This window comes from Pseudoflavonifractor sp. MSJ-37 (genome assembly GCF_018917965.1).
Classification (GTDB): Bacteria; Bacillota; Clostridia; order Oscillospirales; family Oscillospiraceae; genus Pseudoflavonifractor_A.
Genome location: NZ_JAHLPP010000004.1, coordinates 139,571 through 163,519, shown reverse-complemented (window position 1 = coordinate 163,519; position 23,949 = coordinate 139,571). Strand labels below are relative to the sequence as shown.

At 64.1% G+C, this 23,949-nt stretch carries 23 protein-coding genes; 14 read left to right on the top strand and 9 right to left on the bottom strand.

What is annotated here, in order from left to right; all coding sequences use genetic code 11:
* Positions 1 to 12: 12 nt before the first annotated feature.
* Complete coding sequence (locus tag KQI12_RS09555; RefSeq protein ID WP_216572834.1) at positions 13 to 498, bottom strand: tRNA (cytidine(34)-2'-O)-methyltransferase; 486 nt, start codon at positions 496 to 498, stop codon at positions 13 to 15.
* A gap of 263 nt (positions 499 to 761) precedes the next feature.
* Here KQI12_RS09555 and proB point away from each other — a divergent pair, with 263 nt between their 5' ends.
* The 3 genes from proB to KQI12_RS09540 all read left to right on the top strand — a co-directional run bounded on the left by proB (position 762) and on the right by KQI12_RS09540 (position 4,581).
* Complete coding sequence (gene proB / locus KQI12_RS09550; RefSeq protein ID WP_253290956.1) at positions 762 to 1,574, top strand: glutamate 5-kinase; 813 nt, start codon at positions 762 to 764, stop codon at positions 1,572 to 1,574.
* Between the two features lie 178 nt (positions 1,575 to 1,752).
* Positions 1,753 to 3,288, top strand: a complete 1,536-nt coding sequence (locus tag KQI12_RS09545; RefSeq protein ID WP_216572833.1) for an S-layer homology domain-containing protein — start codon at positions 1,753 to 1,755, stop codon at positions 3,286 to 3,288.
* Between the two features lie 45 nt (positions 3,289 to 3,333).
* On the top strand, positions 3,334 to 4,581 hold the full coding sequence (locus KQI12_RS09540; RefSeq protein WP_216572912.1) for a glutamate-5-semialdehyde dehydrogenase: 1,248 nt from the start codon (positions 3,334 to 3,336) through the stop codon (positions 4,579 to 4,581).
* A 72-nt stretch (positions 4,582 to 4,653) separates the two neighbouring features.
* On the opposite strand, the gene KQI12_RS09535 is transcribed toward KQI12_RS09540, so the two are convergent.
* The 3 genes from KQI12_RS09535 to KQI12_RS09525 are packed head-to-tail and all read right to left on the bottom strand — an operon-like array spanning position 4,654 to position 7,794.
* Positions 4,654 to 5,232, bottom strand: a complete 579-nt coding sequence (locus KQI12_RS09535) for a chromate transporter (protein ID WP_216572832.1) — start codon at positions 5,230 to 5,232, stop codon at positions 4,654 to 4,656.
* Complete coding sequence (locus tag KQI12_RS09530; RefSeq protein WP_216572831.1) at positions 5,229 to 5,825, bottom strand: chromate transporter; 597 nt, start codon at positions 5,823 to 5,825, stop codon at positions 5,229 to 5,231. The genes KQI12_RS09535 and KQI12_RS09530 overlap by 4 nt, the downstream gene beginning before the upstream one ends.
* Positions 5,788 to 7,794 (bottom strand): NAD(+) synthase, encoded by a 2,007-nt coding sequence (locus KQI12_RS09525; protein ID WP_216572830.1) that lies wholly within the window; start codon positions 7,792 to 7,794, stop codon positions 5,788 to 5,790. The genes KQI12_RS09530 and KQI12_RS09525 overlap by 38 nt, the downstream gene beginning before the upstream one ends.
* 458 nt (positions 7,795 to 8,252) lie before the next feature.
* Between KQI12_RS09525 and aroF the strand changes: the two genes are divergently transcribed.
* Positions 8,253 to 9,272, top strand: coding sequence for a 3-deoxy-7-phosphoheptulonate synthase (gene aroF, locus KQI12_RS09520; protein ID WP_216572829.1), 1,020 nt, complete (start codon positions 8,253 to 8,255; stop codon positions 9,270 to 9,272).
* Between the two features lie 3 nt (positions 9,273 to 9,275).
* Positions 9,276 to 10,151, top strand: coding sequence for a prephenate dehydrogenase (locus tag KQI12_RS09515; RefSeq protein WP_216572828.1), 876 nt, complete (start codon positions 9,276 to 9,278; stop codon positions 10,149 to 10,151).
* 62 nt (positions 10,152 to 10,213) lie between these two features.
* On the opposite strand, the gene KQI12_RS09510 is transcribed toward KQI12_RS09515, so the two are convergent.
* The gene (locus KQI12_RS09510) at positions 10,214 to 11,275 is read right to left on the bottom strand and encodes an LCP family protein (protein WP_253290954.1); all 1,062 of its coding nucleotides are present in this window, start codon (positions 11,273 to 11,275) and stop codon (positions 10,214 to 10,216) included.
* A gap of 154 nt (positions 11,276 to 11,429) precedes the next feature.
* Complete coding sequence (locus tag KQI12_RS09505; RefSeq protein WP_216572827.1) at positions 11,430 to 11,639, bottom strand: hypothetical protein; 210 nt, start codon at positions 11,637 to 11,639, stop codon at positions 11,430 to 11,432.
* A gap of 149 nt (positions 11,640 to 11,788) precedes the next feature.
* Here KQI12_RS09505 and KQI12_RS09500 point away from each other — a divergent pair, with 149 nt between their 5' ends.
* The 6 genes from KQI12_RS09500 (at position 11,789) to KQI12_RS09475 (ending at position 18,367) form a co-directional block, all read left to right on the top strand.
* Positions 11,789 to 12,820, top strand: a complete 1,032-nt coding sequence (locus tag KQI12_RS09500; protein ID WP_216572826.1) for an ABC transporter substrate-binding protein — start codon at positions 11,789 to 11,791, stop codon at positions 12,818 to 12,820.
* Between the two features lie 131 nt (positions 12,821 to 12,951).
* Entirely contained in the window at positions 12,952 to 13,719 is a 768-nt protein-coding gene (locus tag KQI12_RS09495; RefSeq protein ID WP_216572825.1) for an ABC transporter permease, read from the top strand.
* Positions 13,716 to 14,297: an ATP-binding cassette domain-containing protein gene (locus tag KQI12_RS09490; RefSeq protein ID WP_216572824.1), complete on the top strand. Its 582-nt coding sequence runs from the start codon at positions 13,716 to 13,718 to the stop codon at positions 14,295 to 14,297. Before KQI12_RS09495 ends, KQI12_RS09490 begins: the two co-directional genes overlap by 4 nt.
* A gap of 96 nt (positions 14,298 to 14,393) precedes the next feature.
* Positions 14,394 to 16,301 carry an LTA synthase family protein gene (locus KQI12_RS09485; protein ID WP_216572823.1) on the top strand — a complete coding sequence of 636 codons (1,908 nt, stop codon included), beginning with the start codon at positions 14,394 to 14,396 and terminating at the stop codon, positions 16,299 to 16,301.
* Positions 16,302 to 16,609: 308 nt separating this feature from the next.
* Positions 16,610 to 17,917, top strand: coding sequence for an HlyC/CorC family transporter (locus KQI12_RS09480; RefSeq protein ID WP_216572822.1), 1,308 nt, complete (start codon positions 16,610 to 16,612; stop codon positions 17,915 to 17,917).
* 45 nt (positions 17,918 to 17,962) lie between these two features.
* The gene (locus tag KQI12_RS09475) at positions 17,963 to 18,367 is read left to right on the top strand and encodes a GNAT family N-acetyltransferase (protein ID WP_216572821.1); all 405 of its coding nucleotides are present in this window, start codon (positions 17,963 to 17,965) and stop codon (positions 18,365 to 18,367) included.
* Positions 18,368 to 18,430: 63 nt separating this feature from the next.
* Here the strand turns inward: KQI12_RS09475 and truA are convergent, their stop codons facing one another.
* Together truA and KQI12_RS09465 are read right to left on the bottom strand one after the other, a co-directional pair.
* On the bottom strand, positions 18,431 to 19,165 hold the full coding sequence (truA, locus tag KQI12_RS09470; protein ID WP_216572820.1) for a tRNA pseudouridine(38-40) synthase TruA: 735 nt from the start codon (positions 19,163 to 19,165) through the stop codon (positions 18,431 to 18,433).
* An 80-nt stretch (positions 19,166 to 19,245) separates the two neighbouring features.
* Positions 19,246 to 19,503 carry a polya polymerase gene (locus tag KQI12_RS09465; protein ID WP_216572819.1) on the bottom strand — a complete coding sequence of 86 codons (258 nt, stop codon included), beginning with the start codon at positions 19,501 to 19,503 and terminating at the stop codon, positions 19,246 to 19,248.
* A gap of 207 nt (positions 19,504 to 19,710) precedes the next feature.
* Between KQI12_RS09465 and KQI12_RS09460 the strand changes: the two genes are divergently transcribed.
* Together KQI12_RS09460 and KQI12_RS09455 are read left to right on the top strand one after the other, a co-directional pair.
* Positions 19,711 to 20,415: a transcriptional regulator gene (locus tag KQI12_RS09460; RefSeq protein WP_253290952.1), complete on the top strand. Its 705-nt coding sequence runs from the start codon at positions 19,711 to 19,713 to the stop codon at positions 20,413 to 20,415.
* A 26-nt stretch (positions 20,416 to 20,441) separates the two neighbouring features.
* Complete coding sequence (locus KQI12_RS09455; RefSeq protein WP_216572818.1) at positions 20,442 to 21,854, top strand: Sapep family Mn(2+)-dependent dipeptidase; 1,413 nt, start codon at positions 20,442 to 20,444, stop codon at positions 21,852 to 21,854.
* A gap of 58 nt (positions 21,855 to 21,912) precedes the next feature.
* Here KQI12_RS09455 and KQI12_RS09450 read toward each other — a convergent pair whose 3' ends face one another.
* Positions 21,913 to 23,397 carry a DUF1846 domain-containing protein gene (locus tag KQI12_RS09450; RefSeq protein WP_216572817.1) on the bottom strand — a complete coding sequence of 495 codons (1,485 nt, stop codon included), beginning with the start codon at positions 23,395 to 23,397 and terminating at the stop codon, positions 21,913 to 21,915.
* Positions 23,398 to 23,571: 174 nt separating this feature from the next.
* On the opposite strand from KQI12_RS09450, the gene KQI12_RS09445 reads away from it, so the two are divergent.
* Entirely contained in the window at positions 23,572 to 23,946 is a 375-nt protein-coding gene (locus KQI12_RS09445; protein WP_216572816.1) for a BlaI/MecI/CopY family transcriptional regulator, read from the top strand.
* Positions 23,947 to 23,949: the final 3 nt, after the last annotated feature.

Here is a 23,949-nt window from a genome sequence, read left to right as displayed (position 1 = left end):
GGCGGGACGACCTCAGGGCGCGGTCATGTCTCCGGTCTGGTCCAGATCCGGGAAGCCCCACTGGCGCAGGGCCTCATAGGCCAGGACCGCGGCGGCGTTGGACAGGTTGAGACAGCGGGCCCCCTCCCGGATGGGGATGCGGATACAGCGGTCCGCATGGGCGGACCGGAACTCCTCGGGCAGTCCGGTGCTCTCCTTCCCGAACATCAACCAGCAGTCGGGGCGGAACACCGCCTCGGTGTAGGGCCGCGGGGCCTTGGCCGTGGCCAGCCAGATATCCTCCGCCCCGGTGCGGGCGAAAAAGTCGTCCAGATCCCGGTAGACGTGGAGGTCCACCATATGCCAATAGTCCAGACCGGCCCGCTTGACCGCTTTGTCGCTGATGTCGAATCCCAGCGGCTCGATCAGATGGAGGCGGCTCCGGGTGGCGGCGCAGGTCCGGGCGATGTTCCCGGTGTTCCCATGGATCTCCGGCTCCACCAGCACGATGTTCAGCATATGGCTCCCTCTTTCCCAGTTTTCCCTGATTTGTCGGAGCATATTGTACTCCATTTATGTCCAGATTTCAATAACGAAGCCGTCGAAAGATGGCTCTGCATATGAAGATCTGACCAAAACCGGTCCATAGCCTCTTTCGCACGAAATTTCTCTTTCGACGTTCCTCTATTTGTGCTATACTCTTGCTGGATAAAATAAGGCCCGCGCCGGGCTCCGGCGCGCCCTCATCGGCTGAGTCATCGACACAAAAGGAGTGGATCGTTTTGGACGCACAGCACTCTCCCCTCCGCGTGGTGGTGAAGGTGGGCACCTCCACCCTCACCCGTTCCACCGGCGGGCTGAACCTTTACAGCATGGAGCACCTCTGCCGCACCCTGTCCGACCTGAAGGGCATGGGGCACGAGGTCATCCTGGTCTCCTCCGGCGCCATCGGCATCGGGACCGTGAAGCTGGGTCTGAAGGAACGACCTTCCGAACTGCGGATGAAGCAGGCCGTGGCCGCCATCGGACAATGCGAGATGATGCACCTCTACGACAAGTTCTTCGGGGAGTACGGCCAGAACGTGGCCCAGATCCTCCTGACCGGGGACGACGTGGAGGACGAGCATCGGGCCGCCCATCTGTCCAACACCTTCTCCGCCCTGCTGGAGCTGGGCTGTATCCCCATCGTCAACGAGAACGACTCCGTCTCCTCCGCTGAGATCGAGACGGAGACCGGACACGCCAAGGTCCTGGGCGACAACGACACCCTCTCCGCCATCGTGGCCGGGCTCTGTCAGGCCGACCTGCTGGTGCTGATCTCCGACATCGACGGTCTGTACGACTCGGATCCCCGGAAGCACGCGGACGCCAGGCTCATCCACCGGGTGGACGCCATCACGCCGGAGATCCTGGCTCTGGCCGGGGGCACCGGCTCCAAATGGGGCACCGGCGGGATGTTCACCAAGCTCACCGCCGCCCGCCGGGCCATGGCACACGGCATCGACATGGTGATCACCAACGGCGCCCGGATGGAGGACCTCTACGGCATCGTGGCCGGAGAGGACATCGGCACCCGCTTCTGCGCCGCCCGCTGAGCCGGCCGGCCCTATCCAAACAGCCCCGTATCTTTCCCCCAGCGTTCCCCAGCGATCGGTCGAAGTCAGACGATACCGGACGCAGGGAGAGACGACCGCTCCCAGCCCCCCTCTCCGGGGCCTCCGTCCGGTCAAAAAGGTGGATCGGATTGAAGTGTCTACTCGCAAGAACAAAACCATGGAGCGCTTTTTGAGCTCCGCCGCTGCCGCCGCCCTGCTCTGCGCCGGCACCCTCACGCCCGCTCAGGCGGCCGCCTCCTACGACCTCCGTCATCACTGGAGCGCCTCCGCCGTGAACACGCTGGAGACCCATCACATCCTCTCCGGCTATGAGGACGGTACCTTCCGTCCCGACCAGCTCCTCACCTGGGAGGAATTCCTCAGCGCCCTCCTGCGCCTGACGGAGCAGACCGCCCCGGAGCTCCTCTCCGCCGATCCTGTGGCCCAGGCGGCCAGCCATCCCGACCTGTCCGGCCGCTGGTCTGCCGCCGTGGTGGCCCGGCTGGAGGAGCATGGGCTCCTGGACCCCGTGGACGGGGACTTCTATCCCATGGCTCGGATCACCCGGGCCCAGACCGCTCAGCTCTTGGACCGCTATGTGGACCGCAAGGCCGCTCTGGCGGCCCAGCCCTCTCCGGCGCCCTCCGACTCCCCTGTGCCCCAGGAGAGCGCGCTCCCCGCCCCGGAGGCCTCTGAGGCCCCTGCTCCCGAGGCCAGCGAGGCCCCCTCCGAGACGCCTGCCGCCTCGGAGGAACCTGTCCCCAGCGCCGCGGTCCCCAGCCCCTCTGCCGCTCCGGAGGCAGAGGACCGGGCCGACGCCATGCCCTCTGAGACGCCCGCCGGCGCGGATCCGGAGGCTCCCGCTGAGACGGCGGAGCCTTCCCCGGAGCCGGAGCTCTCTCCCACACCTGCGGTGACGCCCGAACACGAGGCCGGCGCGCCCGCTTTCTCCGACACTGCCGACAGCGCCGCCGACCGGGCGGTGGCCCACCTGAAGGCTCTGGGCATCGTCCACGGGAGCGGCGACGGCCTCTTCCACCCGGACGACGCCATCACCCGGGCCGAGGCCGCCCAGTTCCTGTTCCAGGCCTCCGGCTACACCGCCGAGCCCCTGACCTACGCGCCCCTGCCCACCTATCGGGTGACGCCGGTGCCCTACATCAGTCAGCTCAGCCCCGTATACGCCCCCGTGGGCTGCGAGGGCACCTCCCTGCTCATGGGCCTGAAGGGCAAGGGCTACGCCAAGGACGTGGGCCTGCGGGAATTCCTCACCGCCATGCCCAAGGACCCCTCGGACCCCTCCAAGGGCTTCGCCGGGTCCCCCTTCCAGGTGGACCGGAGCATCCGCACCACGATCTATCCCAACGCGCTGGCCAGGTTCGGCTCCCAGTACGGGCCCGTGAAGGACCTGACCGGCGCCGACATCGACACCATCCACGAGGAGCTCCTGCTGGGCCATCCGGTGGTGGCCTATGTGACCCTCTGGTGGAACCAGCCCAGCTACCGCTGGTACAACGTGGGCAGCACGAAACAGCAGCTCCTCAACAACAACCACGCCGTCCTGGTCACCGGCTATGACAGCGTGAACGACCGCTACTACATCGCCGATCCCTACAACAAGAAGGACCGGTCCCACTCCCTCTACTATTGGATCGACGGCGCCACCTTCGACCGGCTCTATCTGGTCCGCCGGCACGCGGTGTCCGTCTGCTGATCCACCCTTTCCCTCATCGTCCGATCGTAAGGAGGTCCCATCATGATGACTGTTTTGGAAACGCAGGGCCTTGCGGCCCGCAACGCCGCCCGTGTGCTGGCCGTGGCCGGCACCGCCGCTAAGGATGCCGCGCTGGAGGCCATCGCCACCGCGCTGGAGCGCCGCTCCGCCGAGATCCTGGAGGCCAATGGGCGCGATCTGGATGCCGCCCGGGAGGCCGGGATGCGCTCCTCCCTCCTGGACCGCCTGTCTCTGGACGAGGCCCGGATCGCCGGCATCGTGGCCGGGGTCCGTCAGGTGGCCGCGCTCCCCGACCCCACCGCCCAGACCGTGAAGATGTACACCCGGCCCAACGGTCTGACCATCGGCAAGCGCCGGGTCCCGCTAGGCGTCATCGGCATCATCTACGAGGCCCGTCCCAACGTGACCGTGGACGCCGCCGCCCTCTGTCTGAAGTCGGGCAACGCCGTGATCCTCCGGGGCGGCAAGGAGGCCTATCGCTCCAGCGCTGCCATGGTGTCTATCATGCGGGACGCACTGGAGTCCGCCGGCCTCCCCCGGGACTGTATCGCTCTGGTCCGCGACACCAGCCGGGAGAGCGCCAAGGAGCTCATGGAGCTCACCGGCTATCTGGACGTGCTGATCCCCCGGGGCGGCGCGGGCCTGATCCGCTCCGTGGTGGAGAACGCCCGGGTCCCGGTGATCCAGACCGGCGTGGGCGTGTGCCACATCTATGTGGACGGCGATGCCGATCTGGACATGGCCGCCCGCATCCTCTTCAATGCCAAGTGCTCCCGTCCCTCCGTCTGCAACGCCGCCGAGTGCGTGCTGGTGGACCGGGGCGTGGCCGCCGACTTCCTGCCCATGGCCTGGGAGCTCCTCAAGAGCAAGAACGTGGAGATCCGCGGCTGTGACGAGACCTGCGCCATCCTCAGCGGCAAGGCGGTCCCCGCCACGGCAGAGGACTGGGACACCGAGTTCGGCGACTATATCCTGGCCTGCAAGGTGGTCTCCGGCCCCGATGAGGCCATGGACTTCATCGCCGCCCACGGTACCGGCCACTCCGAGGCCATCGTCACCGACAACTACTTCACCGCCCAGCGCTTTCTGGATCAGGTGGACGCGGCGGCGGTGTATGTGAACGCCTCCACCCGCTTCACTGACGGCGGTGAGTTCGGCCTGGGTGCGGAGATCGGCATCTCCACCCAGAAGCTCCACGCCCGGGGCCCCATGGGCCTGGAGGAGCTGACCACCTTCAAGTATGTGATCTACGGCACCGGCCAGACCCGGTAAGGCCATGGCCCATAACACGACAGAGCGCCCCGGATCGGCCGATCCGGGGCGCTCTCGTTCCATATTTTACATTTACATTTGGAACAGGATGCCGATCACGGCAGAGAAGGCGATGAACACGATGGGGTGGAGCTTTTTCAAGTGCTTCTCCCGCATGGCGAAGAACACCGCCGCCGCCAGCGCGACCGCCGGCCAGTAGAACAGCTCCGTCCGCACGACTCCCTGGTCGGGCAGCGCGGTCTTATGGAACATCAGAGCGATCGAGCAGACCTGCAAAAGCGCCGCCGCGATCAGGCCTGTAGAGGCAGGGCGCAGTCCATAGAACACGTCCTCCACCCGCTTGCTCTGGCGGAATTTCTGGAGGAACCCGGCGATGATCAGGATCACGATGACGGAGGGGCAGATCAGGCCCACCGTAGCGATCACGCCGCCCGGGACGCCCCCCACATGGTAGCCCACGTAGGAGGCCATGTTCACCCCCAGCGGGCCAGGGGTGGACTCGGACACCGCGATCATATTAGCCAGGTCGCCGGAGTCGAACCATCCGGTCCGGGCGCCGATGTCCGTCAGGAAGGGGATGGTCGCCAGGCCGCCGCCCACAGAGAAGAGACCAGCCTTGAAGAACTCGAAGAAGAGGTGCAGATAGGTCATGCCTGCTCCCCTCCCTTCGCCGCCCGGATGCACAGGCCGGCCACGCCGGCCGCCACCACCAGCACCACAGGGGAGAGGAGCCGGTCCACCAGTGCGCCGCCGGGGAACCAGCCCGCGAAGGTCACGAAGTTCCCCAGCACCGACAGGACCAGCACGATCCCGAAGATGATCCGGGTGGGCCGATCGATGATCGTGCTCTTCCGGAGCTTGAGCACGCTGGAGAAGATCAGGGCGCACACACAGGCCCGCACGCCGTTGAAGGCGTGGACCACCACTGAAAGCTCCGCGAAGTTCTGGAGGAACGCAGCGATCGCCACGATGATCACCAGGCTGGGGAACGCTACGCCCAGAGTCGCCGTCACACCGCCGGCCTTCCCCTTTCGGCTGTGGCCCACGAAGGTGGCGGTGTTCACCGCGATGATGCCGGGGGTACACTGCCCGATCGCGAAGTAGTCCGACAGCTGTTCCTCCGTGGTCCAGCCCCGTTTCTCCACCAGCTCCCGCTGGAGGATCGGCAACATGGCATAGCCGCCGCCGAAGGTACAGGCTCCAATCTTAGCAAAGGTCCAAAAAAGATCCCAATATTCGTTCATCCGGATATCTCCGTTTCGTGTAGAGTCGATCGTGGAGAGTCAGGGACGGAGGCCACTCGATCGGTTCCAGCTCGTCCAGCCACAGGCTCGCCACCGCGTCACTCGGCATCCGCCAGTCGCCGCGGGGGGAGAGGGTGACGGAACCCACCTTGGGACCGTCGGGGAGGCAGGAGCGCTTGAACTGCTGGGCGAAGAAGCGTCGGTAGAAGTTCTTCAGCCACTTGAGGATCGTGGCCCGGTCATAGGACCGGCCGAAGGCGTGCTCCGCCAGCCGCAGGACCTTCTTGGGTGGGAAGGCCCAGCGCACCGCATAATACAGGAAGAAGTCGTGGAGCTCATAGGGCCCCACCAGGTCCTCGGTCTTTTGGGCGATCTTGCCCTCGATGGCGGGCAGGAGCTCCGGGGAGACCGGGGTGTCCAGGATATCGGAGAGGACGGCGGAGAGCCGCTGGTCCTCGTCGGCCTTGTCGTCGGAGACGAAGGACACCAGATGGCGCACCAGCGTCTTGGGGATGGATGCGTTGACGCCGTACATGGACATATGATCGCCGTTGTAGGTCGCCCAGCCCAAGGCCAGCTCGCTCAGGTCGCCGGTGCCCACCACCAGGCCGCCGTTCTGATTGGCGATGTCCATGAGCACCTGGGTCCGCTCCCGGGCCTGACCGTTCTCGAAGGTGACGGAGTGGTCCTCCATGGATTGGCCGATATCCCGGAAGTGGACCTTCACTGCCTCGCCGATGTCGATGCGCTTGAGGGTGGCCCCCAGACGCTCAGCCAGCTCCACGGCGTTGTCCCGAGTCCGGTCGGTCGTGCCGAAGCAGGGCATGGTCACAGCGATGATGTCGCTGTTGGGACGGTCCATCAGATGCATGGCCACGCTGGCGATCAGGATGGCCAGTGTGGAGTCCAAGCCGCCGGAGAGCCCCACCACCGCCGTCTTGGCATGGCTGTGCTCCATCCGCTTCTTGAGGCCCAGAGCGGAGAGCAGGATGATCTCGTCACAACGCTCCCGCCGCTCTCCCGCGTCCTCCGGGATGAAGGGCAGGGGACTGATGTGCCGGGTCAGAGTCGTGGTGGCGGGCTCCAGCGCAAAGGGGATGGTCAGATAGTCCCCCTCCGGGGCGGAGCGGAAGGTGGTCATGCGACGGCGCTCATGCTCCAGCCGGTCCACGTCCAGTTCGGACACGGTGAGTCCGGTGGCATAGCGGCGCTCCGCCAGCAGGGCCCCGTTCTCCGCCACCAGATCATGGCCGGTGAACACCAGATCCGTGGTGGACTCCCCCTCCCCGGCGTTGGCGTAGATATAGCCGCAGAGGAGCCGGGCGGACTGGCCGCAGACCAGCTGTCGGCGGTAGTCGGCCTTGCCCACCACCTCGTCCGAGGCGGACAGGTTCAGGATCACGGTGGCCCCCGCCTCCGCCAGGGCCACGGAGGGCGGCGTGCTGGCCCACAAATCCTCGCACAGCTCCACGCCGATGGTCAGGCCGGGCATGGTCTCGCAGGGGAACACCACATCAGCCCCCAGATAGACCTCCTGGCCGCAGTAGGAGAAGAGCCGGTCTCCCTGAGGACAGGACTCGAACCAGCGCTTCTCATAGAACTCCCCGTAGTTGGGCAGATAGGTCTTGGGCACCAGGGCCAGGATCTTGCCCTGGTGGATCACGGCGGCGCAGTTGTAGAGCTTGCTCCGGTGCTTCACGGGCACGCCCACCGCCGTCACCATGTCCAGATGCTTGGTGGCCTCCAGGATGGTGGCCAGAGCCTCCTCCGCCCCCTTCAGCAGGGTGTCCTGGAGGAACAGGTCCCCGCAGGTATAGCCGGTGATGCACAGTTCGGGGAGACACAGGATCCGGACGCCCTGCTTGTCTGCCTCCCGCATGAGCGTGAAGATCTGCTCGGCGTTGTATCGGCAGTCAGCCACCCGGATCTTGGGGGTGCCGGCCGCTGCCTTGATGAATCCATCGCGCATGGAAACAGCCTCCTTCTGAGGGCCGCGTCCCGGCCCCGCCGGCCGCCCGGTGGGATCCCGCTCCGCGGCAGGTGATTTGCACGATACCATGATATCCCATTCCGCCCCGGAGCGCAAGGCTTGCCGGAGGAGCGCGGCAAAAAAATCGAAAACAGGGGTTGACTTCAATAACAAAAAGTGCTAAAGTGCATACATCGAACCAAGAAGGAGGACACCGTCCTATGATCCGTACTGTCGGTCTTGGATATGGCTATTACCGTTGCTATTACTTTAGCAGCGGCGTGTCTGCCTGCCCATGACCGGCTCGTCAGGATGGATGTCCCCGCCCCCGGATCCACCGGGGAACGGAGGAACACCAGACCGCGGCAGCCCCTCCGGGCGGCCGCGGTCTTTTTCGTTTCCGCGGCGCCTCGGGCCGCCCACCATATGTTTCACGATAAGAAAGGAAGGAACACGATATGGTCGTCATCATGAAGAACGGCTTCACCCCCGAGCAGCTCCAGGAGGCCATCCAGGCCATGAAGGCCGGCGGCGTGAAGGTCAACATCTCCAAGGGCTCTGAGACCACGGTCCTGGGCGCGGAGGGCAGCGCCGCCAACATCGATCAGGAGCTGCTGGAGCAGCTCCCCGGCGTGGAGAAGGTCATGCGGGTCACCGAGCCCTACAAGAAGGCCAACCGCAAGTACCACCCCGATGATACTCTGATCGATCTGGGCAGCGGCACCATGGTGGGCGGCAAGAAGCTGGCCGTGATCGCCGGCCCCTGCTCCGTGGAGAGCGAGGAGCAGATCACCGGCATCGCCCGCTCGGTGAAGGCCGACGGCGCGGCGGCCCTCCGGGGCGGCGCCTTCAAGCCCCGTACCTCCCCCTACTCCTTCCAGGGCCTGGAGTGTGAGGGCCTGAAGCTCCTCCAGAAGGCCAAGGAGGCCACCGGCCTACCCATCGTCACCGAGATCATGGGCACCGAGTACATCGAGCTCTTCGAGGAGTGCGTGGACGTGATCCAGGTGGGCGCTCGCAATATGCAGAACTTCGACCTGCTGAAGAAGCTGGGCCGCATGACCACCAAGCCCATCCTGCTCAAGCGGGGCCTCTCCGCCACCATCGAGGAGTGGCTCATGGCCGCGGAGTACATCATGGCCGGCGGCAACCAGAAGATCATCCTCTGCGAGCGGGGCATCCGGACCTTCGAGACCTACACCCGCAACACTCTGGACCTGTCCGCCGTGCTGGCGGTGAAGAGCCTGTCCCACCTGCCCGTGGTGGTGGACCCCTCCCACGCCTGCGGCCGGGCCTGGATGGTGGAGCGGATGGCCATGGCCGCCGTGGCCGCCGGCGCCGACGGCCTGATCATCGAGGTCCACAACGACCCCAAGAACGCTCTGTGCGACGGCGCTCAGTCCATCACCCCCGACCAGTTCAAGGATGTGATGGACAAGCTGGCTGCCATCGCCCCCTGCGTGGGCCGGGAGGTGTGATCCATGGCAGATGAGCGGAAAAAGCGCCTCGTGGTCGTGGGCCTGGGCCTGATCGGCGGCTCCATGGCCATGGCCCTCAAGGGCTTCGAGGATCTTGAGATCGTGGGCGTGGACGTGTCTGAACCCACCCTCCGCTTTGCCTCGGAGCATGGCGTAGGCGACTTCGTCACCGGAGACGCCGCCTCGGTCATCGGCGGGGCCGACGTGGTCATGCTGGCCCTCCATCCTCAGGGCATCCTCCGCTTCCTGGAGGAGCATAAGGACCACTTCAAGTCCGGCGCGCTGGTCACGGACGTGTGCGGCATCAAGACCGCCATCATGGATGGGGCCGCCAAGTCTCTCCCGCCGGACGTGGACTTCATCGGCTGTCACCCCATGGCGGGCACCGAGTTCTCCGGCATCGAGCACGCCTTCCCCGAGATGTTCCAGGGGAGCCACCTGATCCTCACCCCCCGGGAGGACAGCGATCCGGAGCATCTGGCCCTGATGGAGCGGCTGGCCGTCCATATCGGCTGCCGGGACGTGTACAAGACCACGCCTGAGGACCACGACGCCATGATCGCGTACACCAGCCAGGTCATGCACATCATCGCCGTCAGCGTCTGCGATGACCCCATGCTCTTCCAGTGCCGGGGCTTCGAGGGTTCCTCCTTCCGGGGCTGTACCCGGGTGGCGGCCCTGGACGTGGACCTCTGGACCCAGCTCTTCTCGCTGAACCGCCCCGCCCTCACCGAAGTACTGGACCGGCTGATCGGCCATCTGGAGTCCTACCGGGACACCCTAGCCTCCGGCGATGACAAGGAGTTGGCCAAAAAGCTGGCCTTTTCCGCCGGCCGCAAGCGGGAGATGGACCTGCCCGGCCCCGATCTGCTGAAATAAAGATGGAACGGCCCCGGCTGACGCATCCGCGTCGGCCGGGGCCGCCTCGCTTCCATCATCTGCTATCCACGCTTCTGCGGCATGTCCACCATGTCCAGCGTGACGGGCACCGTGTAGGGGTCGATCATCTCGTTGATGATGTCCAGACACTTCTCCCGATCCAGCTCATAGCAGTAGGTCCAGCCCTTATAAGTCACACTGCCGTCTCCGGGGAGGGTGGCGGTGGACAGATCGTCCAGATCGAAGCCCAGCGCCGGCTCTACGAACCACAGCATCTCGGACAGGCTCAGATCCGTGTCGATATGTTTGGAGAAGATCTCCACATACTCCCCCACCTTCTGGGGATTCGACAGCACCTTTTTGGCGATCAGCGACAGGACCTGCTGCTGGGTCTGGGTCCGCTCCACATCGGTGTAGGCCACCTGTTCGTCATTGGCGTTGTTGTGCCGGAAGCGGCAGACCTGCATGGCCTTTTTGCCGTCCAGGTGGGTCATCCCCGGGGAGAAGTGGATATGCAGGTCCTGCACCGGGTCATCATAGTTCATGCGGACCGGCACGTTGAAGTCCACGCCGCCCACTGCGTCCACGATCTTCTGGAAGCCCTTCAGATCCACCGTCACATAGTGGTCGATGGGGATGCCCAGCGTCTGGGACACGGCCTCCCGGAGGCCCTCCGCCCCGTAGTAGGAATAGGTAGAGTTGATCTTATAGTAGTGTCCGCCGTCCTTCCGGGTGCCCAGATAGAGCGTGTCCCGGGGGATGGAGACCAGACCGGCCTTCTGCTCTACGGTGTCATACATGGCTACCATGATCGTGTCCGCGTTGCCGCTGGCCTGGTCACTGGCGGCCAGGAGCACCGTCCAGGTGTCCTTCTTCCGGGTCAGGCCCTGACTGCCGCCGTTCGGCGTGGCCTCCGGCGCGGCGGGCTGGGACGCCTCCGGCAGGACTGTCGTGGGGAGGACGGATGGGTCGGCGGCGATGCTGGGTCTCTGCTTCAGGAACTGATAGACGCAGAAGAGCACCACGATCACCGTGGAGAGGAACACCAGGATCCGGTAGATGATCCGTCCCAGTCTGGCCAGGACGGAAGGCCTGCGCTGGCGCTTCAAGACACGCTTTCCCATGGGAGCTGACGGCTCCTTTCTTTTCTCTTTCATGCCCATTGGCCATTATGTCAACGGGCCTCTTTCTTTTAAGTATACCCAATGTCTCTCAGTGGGGCAAGCATTACTTTGGAAAAAGCCGGATCCTTTCGGAAAATGTAAGGAATGGCTCTCGCTATGGCCGCCGGTCCTCCCGCCGGATGACGGCCAGGAGGGCCGATGTGAGGGCCTCCACAGCGCCGTTCAAGTCGATGAGGAGCTGTTTCTCCTCTAAAAGGGTCTCCAGGATCCGAAGCTGGACCAGATCCTCCGTGGGACGGGACGGCGGACCGAGCGGTCTGGGATAACAGTTCATCTTCTCCGGCGCGGACGGATGTGACAGCATGGCAGTGTTCCTCCTCTCCTCATTTCCTGCGCCATCCTATGCCGCCGCGCTCCCGCTTGACAAGGAGCAAAAAAACGAGTAAAGTCTAACCATCGAACAGGACGGTCTAGTCTTATGAGGACCAGTCCGTTGGAAAGGAAATGGATGCCATGAAGAAGAATTGGATCGCGCTGGCACTCACTGCCGCGCTGAGCCTGGGCCTGCTGGCCGGCTGTGGTCACAAGTCCGCCGCCGAGACGCCCGCTCCCTCCGCCGCGCCGGAGGCCACCGCCACCCCCGCCCCTGCCGGGGAGAAGGAGACCGTCCGCCTGGCGATGCTCAACGGGCCCACCGGCATGGGCGCCGCCAAGCTGATTGCCGACAGCAAGGAGGGCACCACGCTCAATGACTACACCGTAGAGGTGGACGCCCAGCCCACTGACGTGACCGCCAAGCTCACCAGCGGCGAGCTGGACATCGCCGCCCTGCCCACCAACGTGGCCGCCGCCCTCTACAACAAGACCGGCTCCGTGAAGCTCCTGGCTCTGAACACGCTCGGCGTGCTCTACATCCTGGAGAACGGTGAGACCGTCCAGTCCCTGTCCGACCTGAAGGGCCAGACCATCTATGCCACTGGTCAGGGCGCCAACCCGGAGTATGTGCTCCGCTACCTGCTCCAGCAGAACGGCATGGATCCCGATCAGGACGTGACCATCGAGTGGAAGACCGCCGATGAAGTCCAGGCCCTGATGGCCTCCAGCGAGGCCAAGCTGGCCATGCTGCCCATCCCCGCCGCCACCGCCGTGACCATGCAGAACAGCGACGTGCGTCTGGCGCTGGACCTGAACCAGGTCTGGGAGGACAGCGGCATCGAGGGCACCTTCACTATGGGCTGTGTGGTGGCCCGGGCCGACTTCGTAGAGGAGCACCCCCAGGCGGTGGAGGACTTCCTGACGGAGTATGCCGCCTCCATCGAGGCCATCTCCGCCGGCAGGGACGACGCCGCCCAGATGGTGGTGGACGCGGGCATCGTGCCCAAGGCCCCCATCGCCAAGGCCGCCATCCCCCAGGCCAACCTGGTGTGCATCACTGGCTCCGATATGCTGTCCATCAATTCCTACTATGAAGTCCTCTATAACGCGGATCCCGCCTCCATCGGCGGGAGCATCCCCGATGACGGGTTCTTCTATACCGGAAAATAAGCGTACACAACGTCTGAGCGTCTCGGAGCGGAACCGTTCCGGGACGCTTTTTCTGAAAAAAAGACCCACTTGTTTCTTTTCGCATCAGGCGCTATACTATTCCCCATGAGTCGTTCGAAAGGAGGCCGGCCATGAAACAGTTTTGGTACGCCTTCCTGCTGCCCCTCCTCTTCTGGCTGACGGTGTGGCAGGGGGCGGTCTGGTATCTGACAGCCGTCCGCGGCCTGCCTACCACCGAGTTCATCCTCCCGCCGCCCCTGCTGGTGTTCCGGACTCTGGCGGCTCTGGTGGTGGAGCCGGTGTTCTGGCAGACCGCTCTGAGCACCCTCCTGCGGATCTTCTGCGGGCTGTTGCTCGGCGTCCTGACCGGGAGCCTCACCGCGATCTGTACCAGTGCCTGGCGGTGGGCGGACCGGCTCCTCTCCCCGGCGGTGCGGGTGATCCGTGCCACCCCTGTGGCCTCCTTCATCCTGCTGATCATCCTGTGGGCGCCCACCGGTCGGGTCCCGGCGATCGTGTCCGCCCTGATGGTCCTGCCGGTGGTGTGGGGCAATGTGAGCCGGGGCATCGCCCAGACCGACTCTCTCCTGCTGGAGGCTGCCCGGGCCTATCGCTTCGGACGTTGGAAGACCGTGCGGCTGGTCTATGTGCCCTCCGTCCTGCCCTACTTCGCCAGCGGGTGTCATACAGCCCTTGGGCTGGCCTGGAAGGCCGGCGTGGCGGCAGAAGTCCTCTGTCTGCCCAAAGAGGCCATCGGCACCCAGGTCTACTGGTCCAAGATCTATTTGGAGACCCCCAGGCTCTTCGCCTGGACCATCGTGGTTCTGGTACTGAGTTTCCTGTTGGAGCGCCTTCTGGGCGCGTGCCTGTCCCGTCTGGAGAGGAGGCCCAGCCTATGATCTCCATCGCCGACATCACGGTCCGTTATCAGGATGTCCCTGTGCTGGACCGTTTCTCCCTCTCCCTTCCATCGGAGGGGATCTCCGCCCTGTCCGGCCCTTCCGGGTGCGGCAAGACCACCCTCCTGCGGGTGATGGCGGGGCTCCTGGTCCCGGACCGCGGCCGGGTGGACCTGCCCGCTCCGCCCACGATCCTCTTCCAGGAGGATCGGCTCCTCCCCTGGCGCACGGCGGAGGAACATATCGCTGACGTGCTCCCTCGGTCCGGCCGGAGCGAGGCCGGCCGCTGGCTCGCTCTGGTGGAGCTGGAGGGCGAAGGGGGAAAGCGTCCTGCCGCCCTGTCCGGCGGGATGCGGCGGCGGCTGGCACTGGCCCGGGCGCTGGCCTGCGGCGGCGGGACCTATCTGCTGGACGAGCCCTTCACCGGCGTGGACGAAGCCCGGGCCGCCCGGATCCTGGACCGGATCCGGGGATTGGGCGTGCCGGTGGTCCTCTCCAGCCATGAGCCCGTCGTGGTAGCCATGGCAGACCGGATGGTCTCCCTGTCCGGCCCGCCCCTGATCCTTAAAGATCTATGAAGCAGCATAGGATCCCCCCGCACCCCCTTGCGCTCCGCCGCAGGCTGGGGTATAACTGGGATCAGCCTGTCGAAAAAAGGAGTTTTCCCGAACGCTATGGATACACTGACCACTCCGCAGACGAAGCCGGCCCGCCGCCGGCGTCTGCCTCCCTATCCCAAGCTCCCTCTGAGCCAGCGGACGGCCCTCTGGCTGTCCCGGCTCTTCTTCCTGCTGGGCCCCCTGCTGTCCTATACGCTGGTGGAGGTCCTCAACTATAATGCTCCCTGGACCGACTTCACGCCATTACAGATCGTATTGAATCTGGTCTGGTATTACTTAGGCGCATTGTTCTTCTACTTCGTCCTGGGCCGGCGGGACCGCGCCGCCAAGGTGGCTTTCCTGACTGCCTGGGCCATCGGCATCGTCAACCGGTATGCCATCGCTTTCCGTGGCCGGACCCTGTTCCCCGGCGACATCATGACGATCCGCACCGCGCTGAACGTGGCCGGGAACTACAACTATACTCCCGACGCCATGATGCTGATCACCGCCCTGATCGCCGCCGCCTTCGTGGCCGCGATCTCCCTCCTGCCCGACAGCGGAAGCGGGAACGCCCGGCAGAAGTTCTCCTGGAGGCTCTTCCTCCCCAGCGCCGTCGGCTCCGCGGCCTTCCTGTATCTGTTCTTCTCTACCAGCGTAGTGGCAGACGCCGGGATCGCGCCCTCCATGTGGACCACCCGCGGCAATGGACTGGCCCTGAATTTCTCCCTCTGTGTCCGGTACAGCCATGTGGGCCAGCCCTCCGGCTATTCTCAGGCCGCTCTTGCGGAGCTGACCGAAGCCGCGCCCTCGGATGACGCCTCCCTCACCGCCGCCGCTCAGGGCGGCACTCAGCCAGTGAACCTGATCGTGATCATGAACGAGTCCCTCGCCGACCTGGCTGTGATCCCGGGCGTCGAGACCAATAAGGACTATATGCCTTTCCTCCACTCCCTGACGGAGGACACGATCAAGGGCCATGCCTACTCCTCCGTGTTCGGCGGCACCACTGCCAACTCGGAGTACGAGTTCCTCACCGGCAATACCACCACCTTCCTCCCGGCGGGCACGGTGCCCTATCATATGTATGTCAGCAAGGGGGACCCCTCTCTGGTGCGGCAGATGAAGGATCTGGGCTACTATACCGTAGCCATGCATCCCTATTACTCCTCCGGCTGGAACCGGGTGGCCGTGTACAATGACTTCGGCTTCGACGAGAAGCACTTCCTGGAGGATTTCCAGTACGATGATAGCGACATCATCCGGGAGTACCTGTCCGATCAGGCGGACTTCGAGAACGTGATCGCCCGGTACGAGGCCAAAAAGGAGGGCCAGCCCCTCTTCCTGTTCAACGTGACCATGCAGAACCACAGTGCCTATACCGGCGAGTGGACCAATCTGGACAAGGATGTGTGGCTCACCGGCCCGTTCAAGGGCCGCTTCCGCACGGTGGACCAGTATCTGAACCTGGTCTACCAGAGCGATCAGGCCTTCGAGTCTCTGGTGGGATACTTCTCCAAGGTGGATGAGCCCACCATGATCTGTATGTTCGGCGACCATCAGCCCCAGGTGGCCACCAACTTCTACACCGATGCCCTCGGCGGCGAGGTGGAAGCTCTGGACACCGAGACCGCGGAGAAGAAGCAGATCGTCCCCTTCGTGATCTGGGCCAACTATGACATCCCGGAGCAGCAGGACGTGACCCTCTCCCTGAACTATCTCTCCGCCCTGTTGACCAAGACCGCCCACCTGCCCCAGACGGGTTATCAGAAGTTCCTGCTGGACCAGTGGGAGAGCCTGCCTGTGGTGAACACTGTGGGCTATCTGGACATGGACGACGTCTGGACGCCGGAGGAGCATGCTGAGAAGCTTCCGGACTATGCCCAGGAGGACCTGTCCCGGTACAAGATCCTGGAGTACTGCAACATCTTCGACAAGGGCCGAAGGCCCAAGGACTTCTTCACGCTGAAGCCGGAGGAGTGAGCATAGGGACGGTGCTCGCAGCCGGAACGGTCTCAGGTCCTTTCCGGCCCTTTGTAAAGCTTTTTTGACGCTCTTGCAATTCCCGAGGCACTATGGTATACTGTTCACCAATGCGGGAAGCAGGTATCATTTTTTCAGGAAGGAGCAGGTGAGCCCAGGTGGACGAACCGCCCTGTACCGACGCCTCTTTTGATGAATGACAGGACAGCCTTACCTCCATCGATCGGAGGCTAGGGCTGTCCTTTCCTGCTTTGACGACGCGACCGAATCCCATCGAAAAAACAAGCAAACGGAGTTGATGAGTCCCTATGTTGGACAGTGCCAGTATCGGAATGATCGCAGCCTTGGTGGTCCTGGTCGCCATGTCGGCGTTCTTTTCCGCCACCGAGACCGCCTATACCTCTCTGAACCGGGCCCGGATGAAGAACCGGGCGGACAACGGAGACCGCCGCGCCGCTCTGGCGCTTTCTCTCTCAGAGGATTATGACAAGCTGCTCTCCACGATCCTGATCGGCAACAACATCGTGAACAACACCGCCGCCACCGTGGCCGCCGTGCTCTTCATCCAGCTGATCGGCGCTCTGCGCGGCCCTACGGTGTCCACTATCGTACTGACCGTGGTGGTGCTGATCTTCGGCGAGGTCTCCCCCAAGAGCCTGGCCAAGGAGTCCCCGGAGGCCTTCGCCTCCTTCGCCGCCCCCTTCCTGCGCTTCCTGATCACGGTGCTGACCCCGCTGAACTTCCTGTTCGGCCAGTGGAAGCGTCTGCTCTCCAAAGTGTTCCATAAGCAGGAGGACAGCGGCATCACCGAGGAGGAGCTGGTCACGATGGTGGACCAGGCCGAGACCGAGGGCGGGCTAGACCAGCACGAGAGCGAGCTGATCCGCGCCGCCATCGAGTTCAATGAGCTGGAGGTGGAGGAGATCCTCACACCCCGGGTGGACATCGTGGCGGTGGAGGACACCGACACCATGGCCGACGTGGCCAAGGCCTTCGCCGAGAGCGGCTTCTCCCGGCTCCCGGTGTACCACGAGGATATCGACGACATCATCGGCGTGATCCATGAGAAGGACTTCCACGCCGCCCGCTACCACGGGCAGGACGATATCTCCGCCCTGATCAGCAATGTGCTCTACACCACCGGGAACACCAAGATTTCCGACCTCCTGCGGGTCCTCCAGAAGGAGAAGGCCCACATGGTCATCGTGGTGGACGAATACGGCGGCACCGAGGGCCTCGTGACTCTGGAGGACATCGTGGAGGAGCTGGTAGGCGAGATCTGGGACGAACATGACGAGGTCATCGAGGAGTTCAAGAAGCAGGAGGACGGCAGCTATCTGATCTCCTGTACCGCCGATCTGAGCGATATGTTCGACCTCTTCTCCATCAAGGGCGACTGCGACGCCAACACGGTCTCCGGATGGGTCATGGAGCAGGTGGGCCGGGTCCCTGAGGCCGGCGACCATTTCCAGGCCGACGGCCTGGATGTGACGGTCACCAAGGTGGAGCACCGCCGGGTGCTGGAGATCCGGGTGGTGGTCCTCCCGAAGGATGAGGAGAAGGACAACGACAAGGACAGCCGCCGGGGCCGCAGGGACCGGGAGGAGGACGGATGATCGAGAGCGAGGCGTCTGAGGCTCTCCGTCGCCTCCCGCGCCGTCATGGAGGAGCTGATCCAGGGCCAGCGCGATCCGGAGCTGAAGGCCGCCTATGCCGAGATGCTGGAGGGCTGTCTGGCCCATCCAGATCAGTGGCAGTGGTACGCCGCCTGGACGATCAGCCGGTCGGACGGCCTCTTTCTCGGCGACCTGTGCTTCAAGGGCCGGTCCCCTGACGGCTCTGTGGAGATCGGCTATGGCCTCTCCGAGGGATACTGGGGACAGGGCTATGCCACCGAGGCGGTGACCGCCGCCGTTGAGTGGGCCCTTTGCCAGCCCGGTGTCCTTCGCGTGGAAGCTGAGACGGCTCCGGAGAACATCGCCTCTCAACGGGTCCTGGCCAAATGCGGTTTCCGCCCCACGGGGGCCAGCGGAACAGAGGGGCCCCGTTTCGTCCGGGAGCCCTGATGAGACCAAACCGCCGCCTGGAACTGCATCTTTCTTGCAGTTCCAGGCGGCGGTCTCGTTCCGTCAATATTCCACTTCGGCCAGGGCCAGCCCCTGGGGCGGCGCGGTGGATCCAGCGGCGGCCCGGTCCCGGGCGGCCAAGATCCGGGGCATCTCCTCCGGCCGGCGTGCTCCCCGGCCCACCTCGATCAGCGTGCCGGTGAGGATCCGCACCATGTGGTAGAGAAAGCCGTCCCCGTGGTAGGCGATCGTCAGATCCGCCCCCTCCCGACAGAGCTCGATCCGGTCCACCGTGCGGATGGTGGACTTTTTCATTTTCTTGTTGGAGCAGAAGGAGCGGTAGTCGTGCCGGCCGGTCAGGAGGGCGGCGGCCCGCTCCATGGCCTCCAGATCCAGCGGCTCCGGGACACGGAGCTGATACCGGCGGCGGAAGGGATCGGAGACCGGCCCCAGCCGGATGGCGTAGAGATAGGTCTTGCCCACGGCATTGAGCCGGGCATGGAACCGGTCCCCGGCGGTCCGGAGGGACACCACCGCCATATCGTCGGGCAGCTCCCGGCACAGGAAGGCCGCCACCTCCTCCGGCGGACGCTCCCCCGGCAGACGGAAGCTGGCCGTCTGTCCCAGGGCATGGACTCCCGCGTCGGTGCGGCCCGCCCCGTGGACCTCCACTGGCGTCCCGGCCAGCCGGGCGAGGATCCCCTCCAGCCGCCCCTGGATCGTGTTGGGGGTGTTGCCCTGCTTCTGCCAGCCGTCATACCGGCCCCCGTCATAGCTCAGGACGAGTTTGTAGTTCATCGCGGACCTCCAGATCGGTGGGATAGGAAAGCCGCACCGGCAGATCTGCCGGTGCGGCGGATGGACGTGCTCGTCCCTGCTTACTTCTGAGCCTCAGCCTCTTCCTCGTTCAGATCGTGGAGGAAGTTCAGCAGACGGATCTGGTCGTTCTTGTCATTGGCGAACAGCTCCAGAGAGTCACCGCTCTCCTGGATCAGCCGGCCCACGGCGATGTACTGGGACATGGAGGACTTCAGATTGAAAACATCGCCCTCCAGAGACTTCAGATAGACCTCATGCTCGCAGGAGTTCACCACATCGATGAACTTCTTCACATCCTTGATATTGGTCAGACGCATTTGTACCCGCTCCTTTGCCATCGAAAATGCTTGAAGCCATACCCGCATGACTTCCGATGTCTTGAGTATATCACAGTTGGAAATGTCAGACAACAGGATTTTTCGTGAAAAACGCATAAACTTTTTGGATCAGAGCATGGTCCGATCCCCGCTCTTGCCGATCTGCCCGATCCGGTGATACAATATAGGCAGTTTTTTCATCGATCGTTGAACCGAGGTGAACAGACCGTGACCCGCGCAGAAGCATTCGAATTTTTGGACCGGACGGCCCGGGGCATCGCCGAGATGTTCGGCTCCTCCTGTGAGACACTGGTCCACGACATGGGGGATCCCAAGCACCCCATCCTATCCATCTACAACGGCCATGTCTCCGGCCGCTCTGTGGGCTCCACCATGGACATCCTGGGCACCGCCAAGGAGCTGGACAATACGGGACTGACCACTGACTTCGTAAACCTCTACGCCACTACGCCCTCTGGCCAGCAGATCAAGAGCAGTACCTTCCATATGATCCAGGAGGGGAAGGACGGCTACAATCTGGCTCTGGGCATCAACTTCGACTACACCTCTCTGGTGTATGCCAATCGGATCCTGGTGGACCTGATGAACGCGGAGGCCGATCTCCAGAGCGTCATGTGGCAGGGCAGCGACCGCCGTCTGTCCGATATGCTGGACGAGTGTCTCTCGGCCGTCGGAAAGCCGGTGGACGCACTGAGCAAGAAGGACCGGCTGAAGATCATCGCCCTGCTGGATCAGAAGAATGCCTTCTCCTTCCGCAAGTCGGTGCCCTTCGTGTCCAAACGGCTCCAGGTATCCCGCTATACGATCTACAAATATCTGGGGGAGCTGGCGGAGAACGGCGGGACCATCCCTGCCGCCGACTCTGATGAGCCCGCTCCCGACCGAACATGACTGCATCTATCAGGAGGACATCATCCATGTACGAAGAACAGATCAATGCCTATTTCGACGACCCCAAGGCCCGCGAGACCCTGATCGGCGCTATCTCCCGCCTAGTGGCGGTGAAGAGCGTCTGCGGGGAGGCTGAGCCCGGCAAGCCCTACGGCCCAGGCCCTGCCGCCGCTCTGGCCGAAGGGCTCGCCCTGGCCTCTGAGTGGGGCTTCCACGCGGAAAACCACGAGAACTATGTGGGCTCCGCCGACCTGAACGAGCAGGAGACCAGGCTCCACATCCTGGGCCATCTGGACGTGGTGGGCGAGGGCACCGGCTGGTCCACCGATCCCTATGTCTGCACGGAGAAGGACGGCATGCTCTACGGTCGGGGCGTCTCTGATGACAAGGGCCCTGTGGCGTGCGCCCTCATGGCCATGAAGGCCATCAAGGACATGGGCCTGCCTGTGTCCGCCAACGTGCGGCTCATCATGGGCACCGACGAGGAGAGCGGCTCCAGCGACATCGCCTACTACTACTCTAAGCACCCCTACGCGCCCTATACCTTCACTCCCGACGCCGACTTCCCGGTGATCCACATCGAGAAGGGCCACTATCACCCCAGCTTTGGCCGGAGCTGGGAGCCGGAGACCGCCCTCCCCCGGGTGGTCCGGCTGGACGGCGGCTTCCGCACCAACGTGGTGCCCCCGGAGGCCTCCTGTGTGGTGGCCGGCCTGACCGCCGCGGACGTCGAAGCCCTCGCCAAGGACATCGCCGCCAGGACCGCCACTCCCTTCACCTGCACCGACCGCGAGGAGGGCGTCTGCATCCACTGCGCCGGCAAGAACGCCCATGCCGCCTCTCCTGATGACGGCCGCAACGCGATCTCCGCCCTGCTGGAGCTCCTGGCCCGTCTGCCGCTGGCCGAGTGCGAGAGCACACAGGCGGTCCAGTCCATGCGGGTCCTCTTCCCCTACGGAGACACCCGGGGCCGGGGTCTGGGCATCGCCCGGCAGGACGACGAGTCCGGCCCCCTGACGCTGAACCTGGCCCTCATGCGTCTGGACGACACCGGCTTCTCCGCCAAGTTCGACGTGCGCTGGCCCGTGTCCTCCAATGAGGACAACTGCCGTCGGATGTGCGAGATAATCCTGGCCCAGCACGGTATCTCCGTCACCGCCGACCCGGAGATGACCCCGATCCACCGGGTCCCCGCGGACTCCCCCTTCGTGACCGCCCTCATGAAGAGCTATCAGACCTTCTCCGGGGACACCAAGTCCAAGCCGGTGGCGATCGGCGGCGGCACCTATGTCCACGATATCCCCGGCGGCGTGGCCTTCGGCTGCTGTTTCCCCGGCTTCGACCCCAAGATGCACTGCCCCGATGAGCAGGCCGATGTCTCCATGCTCCTCAGCGCCTGCAAGATCTTCACCCACGCTATTTTGGAGCTCTGCCGCTGACCGATAAAAAATATCCACCATCCGGCTTCGGATGGTGGATATTTTTTATCAGTCCCTATCAGCGATGGTAGAGCTTGTTGGTCTCGTACTGGGGCTCGGTGGTCAGGTGCATCCCCAGTTTGGAGCAGTTGGCGCTGTCCACCTGGGCCAGGATCACGGTGGAGTGGGCCTCACAGCCCCGGAGCTTGGAGAGCTGGGCCAGCGCCTTGGCCGCCACCGGGTCGCTCGCGGCGGAGATCGCCAGGGCGATCAGAGTCTCGTCGCTGTGGAGGCGGGGGTTGGTGGAGCCCAGATGCTTCACCTTCACGGTCTGGATCGGGGCCAGCGCCTCCGGAGAGATCAGATGGTACTCGTGCTCGATGCCCGCCAGACGCTTGAGTGCGTTGAGCATGGTGGCAGAGCAGGCGCCCAGAAGGTCGGTGGTCTTGCCGGTGACCACCTCGCCGTCGGGGAGCTCGATGGCGAAGGCCGGGTTCCCGGTCTCCTCCGCCACCTTCAGAGAGGCGGCGATCACCGGGCGCTGGTCGGCGCTGGCCTTGGCCTGCTGCATGAGCAGCTCCAGCTTGTACACCACGCCGTCATCGCACTTGCCCTGGCGGCGGTCGCTGAGGCCGGTGTAGTACCGGCGGATGATCTCCTGCCGGGCGGCGGCCTGGACGGCCTCGTCGTCGAAGATGCAGTTCCCGGCCATGTTCACGCCCATATCGGTGGGGGACTTGTAGGGGCACTCGCCCATGATCTTCTCGAACATGGCGGAGAGGACCGGGAAGATCTCCACGTCCCGATTGTAGTTGACCGTGGTCTCGCCGTAGGCCTGGAGGTGGAAGGGGTCGATCACGTTCACATCGCCCAGATCGGCGGTGGCGGCCTCATAGGCCAGATTCACCGGGTGCTGGAGGGGCAGGTTCCAGATGGGGAAGGTCTCGAATTTGGCGTAGCCCGCCTTGACGCCCCGCTTGTACTCATGGTAGAGCTGGGAGAGGCACACTGCCATCTTGCCGGAGCCGGGGCCGGGGGCAGTGACGACCACCAGAGGCCGCTCAGTCTCCACATACTCGTTCCGGCCATAGCCCTCATCGCTGACGATGAGAGGGATGTTGTGGGGATAGCCCTGGATGGGATAGTGCAGATAGACCCGCAGACCCAGCTGCTCCATGCGGCGCTTGAAGGCATCGGCGGCGGGCTGGCCGGCGTACTGGGTGATCACCACGCTGCCCACGAAGAGGCCCTGGCTCCGGAAGGCGTCGATCAGCCGGAGCACATCCACGTCATAGGTGATGCCCAGATCGCCGCGGACCTTGTTCTTCTCGATATCCGCGGCACAGATGGCGATCACGATCTCCGCGCTGTCCCGGAGCTGGGTCAGCATCCGGATCTTGCTGTCCGGCGCGAAGCCAGGCAGCACACGGGAGGCGTGGTAGTCGTCGAAGAGCTTTCCGCCGAACTCCAGATAGAGCTTGTTGTCGAACTTGGCGATGCGCTCCTTGATATGGGCCGACTGGGTCTCCAAATACTGTTCATTGTCGAAACCGATCTGGTTCATAGTATGGTCTTCCCCTCTCTGATACCATCATTCAAAATCAGCTAATGATTATAGCATATCGCCGCCCTCCTGCATAGGCCGCCGCACAAATTTTCGCCGCATTTCGCCCTTGACATTTTCATCCTACAGTTGTAGTATCAATGCAGATACTACGATCGTAGGAGGTGCGCCCATATGACCACATGGGATCTTTCGGAGCGGGAGCTGACCGTCCTCTCCGCGCTCTGGGAACGTCCGGAGGGCATGGTGCTGGGAGAGCTGACCGAAGCCCTCCGCCCCGCCACCGGCTGGAGCCGGAACACCGTACAGACCTACCTGACCCGCATGGCCGGGAAAGGGCTGGTGGCCATCCTGGGGGACAGCGTCCCTCACCGCTATCAGGCGGCGGTGGCCCGGGAGGAATGGGCCGCTGTGGAGCGGCGCTCCCTGCTCCAGCGGGCCTATGAGGGCTCCGCCGGGAAGCTGGTGACCGCCTTTTTGAAAACAGAGCCCATCTCCGCCGAAGAGCGGGACGAGCTCCGCCGTCTGCTGGACGAGATGGAGGTGTGAGCC

What these genes read in the sequence shown, in the direction of transcription:
- KQI12_RS09555 (WP_216572834.1), bottom strand. Translation starts at nt 498, where the DNA reads ATGCTGAACATCGTGCTGGTGGAGCCGGAGATCCATGGGAACACCGGG.
- KQI12_RS09545 (WP_216572833.1), top strand. Translation starts at nt 1,753, where the DNA reads ATGGAGCGCTTTTTGAGCTCCGCCGCTGCCGCCGCCCTGCTCTGCGCC.
- KQI12_RS09540 (WP_216572912.1), top strand. Translation starts at nt 3,334, where the DNA reads ATGACTGTTTTGGAAACGCAGGGCCTTGCGGCCCGCAACGCCGCCCGT.
- KQI12_RS09535 (WP_216572832.1), bottom strand. Translation starts at nt 5,232, where the DNA reads ATGACCTATCTGCACCTCTTCTTCGAGTTCTTCAAGGCTGGTCTCTTC.
- KQI12_RS09530 (WP_216572831.1), bottom strand. Translation starts at nt 5,825, where the DNA reads ATGAACGAATATTGGGATCTTTTTTGGACCTTTGCTAAGATTGGAGCC.
- KQI12_RS09525 (WP_216572830.1), bottom strand. Translation starts at nt 7,794, where the DNA reads ATGCGCGATGGATTCATCAAGGCAGCGGCCGGCACCCCCAAGATCCGG.
- aroF (WP_216572829.1), top strand. Translation starts at nt 8,253, where the DNA reads ATGGTCGTCATCATGAAGAACGGCTTCACCCCCGAGCAGCTCCAGGAG.
- KQI12_RS09515 (WP_216572828.1), top strand. Translation starts at nt 9,276, where the DNA reads ATGGCAGATGAGCGGAAAAAGCGCCTCGTGGTCGTGGGCCTGGGCCTG.
- KQI12_RS09510 (WP_253290954.1), bottom strand. Translation starts at nt 11,275, where the DNA reads ATGGGAAAGCGTGTCTTGAAGCGCCAGCGCAGGCCTTCCGTCCTGGCC.
- KQI12_RS09505 (WP_216572827.1), bottom strand. Translation starts at nt 11,639, where the DNA reads ATGCTGTCACATCCGTCCGCGCCGGAGAAGATGAACTGTTATCCCAGA.
- KQI12_RS09500 (WP_216572826.1), top strand. Translation starts at nt 11,789, where the DNA reads ATGAAGAAGAATTGGATCGCGCTGGCACTCACTGCCGCGCTGAGCCTG.
- KQI12_RS09495 (WP_216572825.1), top strand. Translation starts at nt 12,952, where the DNA reads ATGAAACAGTTTTGGTACGCCTTCCTGCTGCCCCTCCTCTTCTGGCTG.
- KQI12_RS09490 (WP_216572824.1), top strand. Translation starts at nt 13,716, where the DNA reads ATGATCTCCATCGCCGACATCACGGTCCGTTATCAGGATGTCCCTGTG.
- KQI12_RS09485 (WP_216572823.1), top strand. Translation starts at nt 14,394, where the DNA reads ATGGATACACTGACCACTCCGCAGACGAAGCCGGCCCGCCGCCGGCGT.
- KQI12_RS09480 (WP_216572822.1), top strand. Translation starts at nt 16,610, where the DNA reads ATGTTGGACAGTGCCAGTATCGGAATGATCGCAGCCTTGGTGGTCCTG.
- KQI12_RS09475 (WP_216572821.1), top strand. Translation starts at nt 17,963, where the DNA reads ATGGAGGAGCTGATCCAGGGCCAGCGCGATCCGGAGCTGAAGGCCGCC.
- truA (WP_216572820.1), bottom strand. Translation starts at nt 19,165, where the DNA reads ATGAACTACAAACTCGTCCTGAGCTATGACGGGGGCCGGTATGACGGC.
- KQI12_RS09465 (WP_216572819.1), bottom strand. Translation starts at nt 19,503, where the DNA reads ATGCGTCTGACCAATATCAAGGATGTGAAGAAGTTCATCGATGTGGTG.
- KQI12_RS09455 (WP_216572818.1), top strand. Translation starts at nt 20,442, where the DNA reads ATGTACGAAGAACAGATCAATGCCTATTTCGACGACCCCAAGGCCCGC.
- KQI12_RS09450 (WP_216572817.1), bottom strand. Translation starts at nt 23,397, where the DNA reads ATGAACCAGATCGGTTTCGACAATGAACAGTATTTGGAGACCCAGTCG.
- KQI12_RS09445 (WP_216572816.1), top strand. Translation starts at nt 23,572, where the DNA reads ATGACCACATGGGATCTTTCGGAGCGGGAGCTGACCGTCCTCTCCGCG.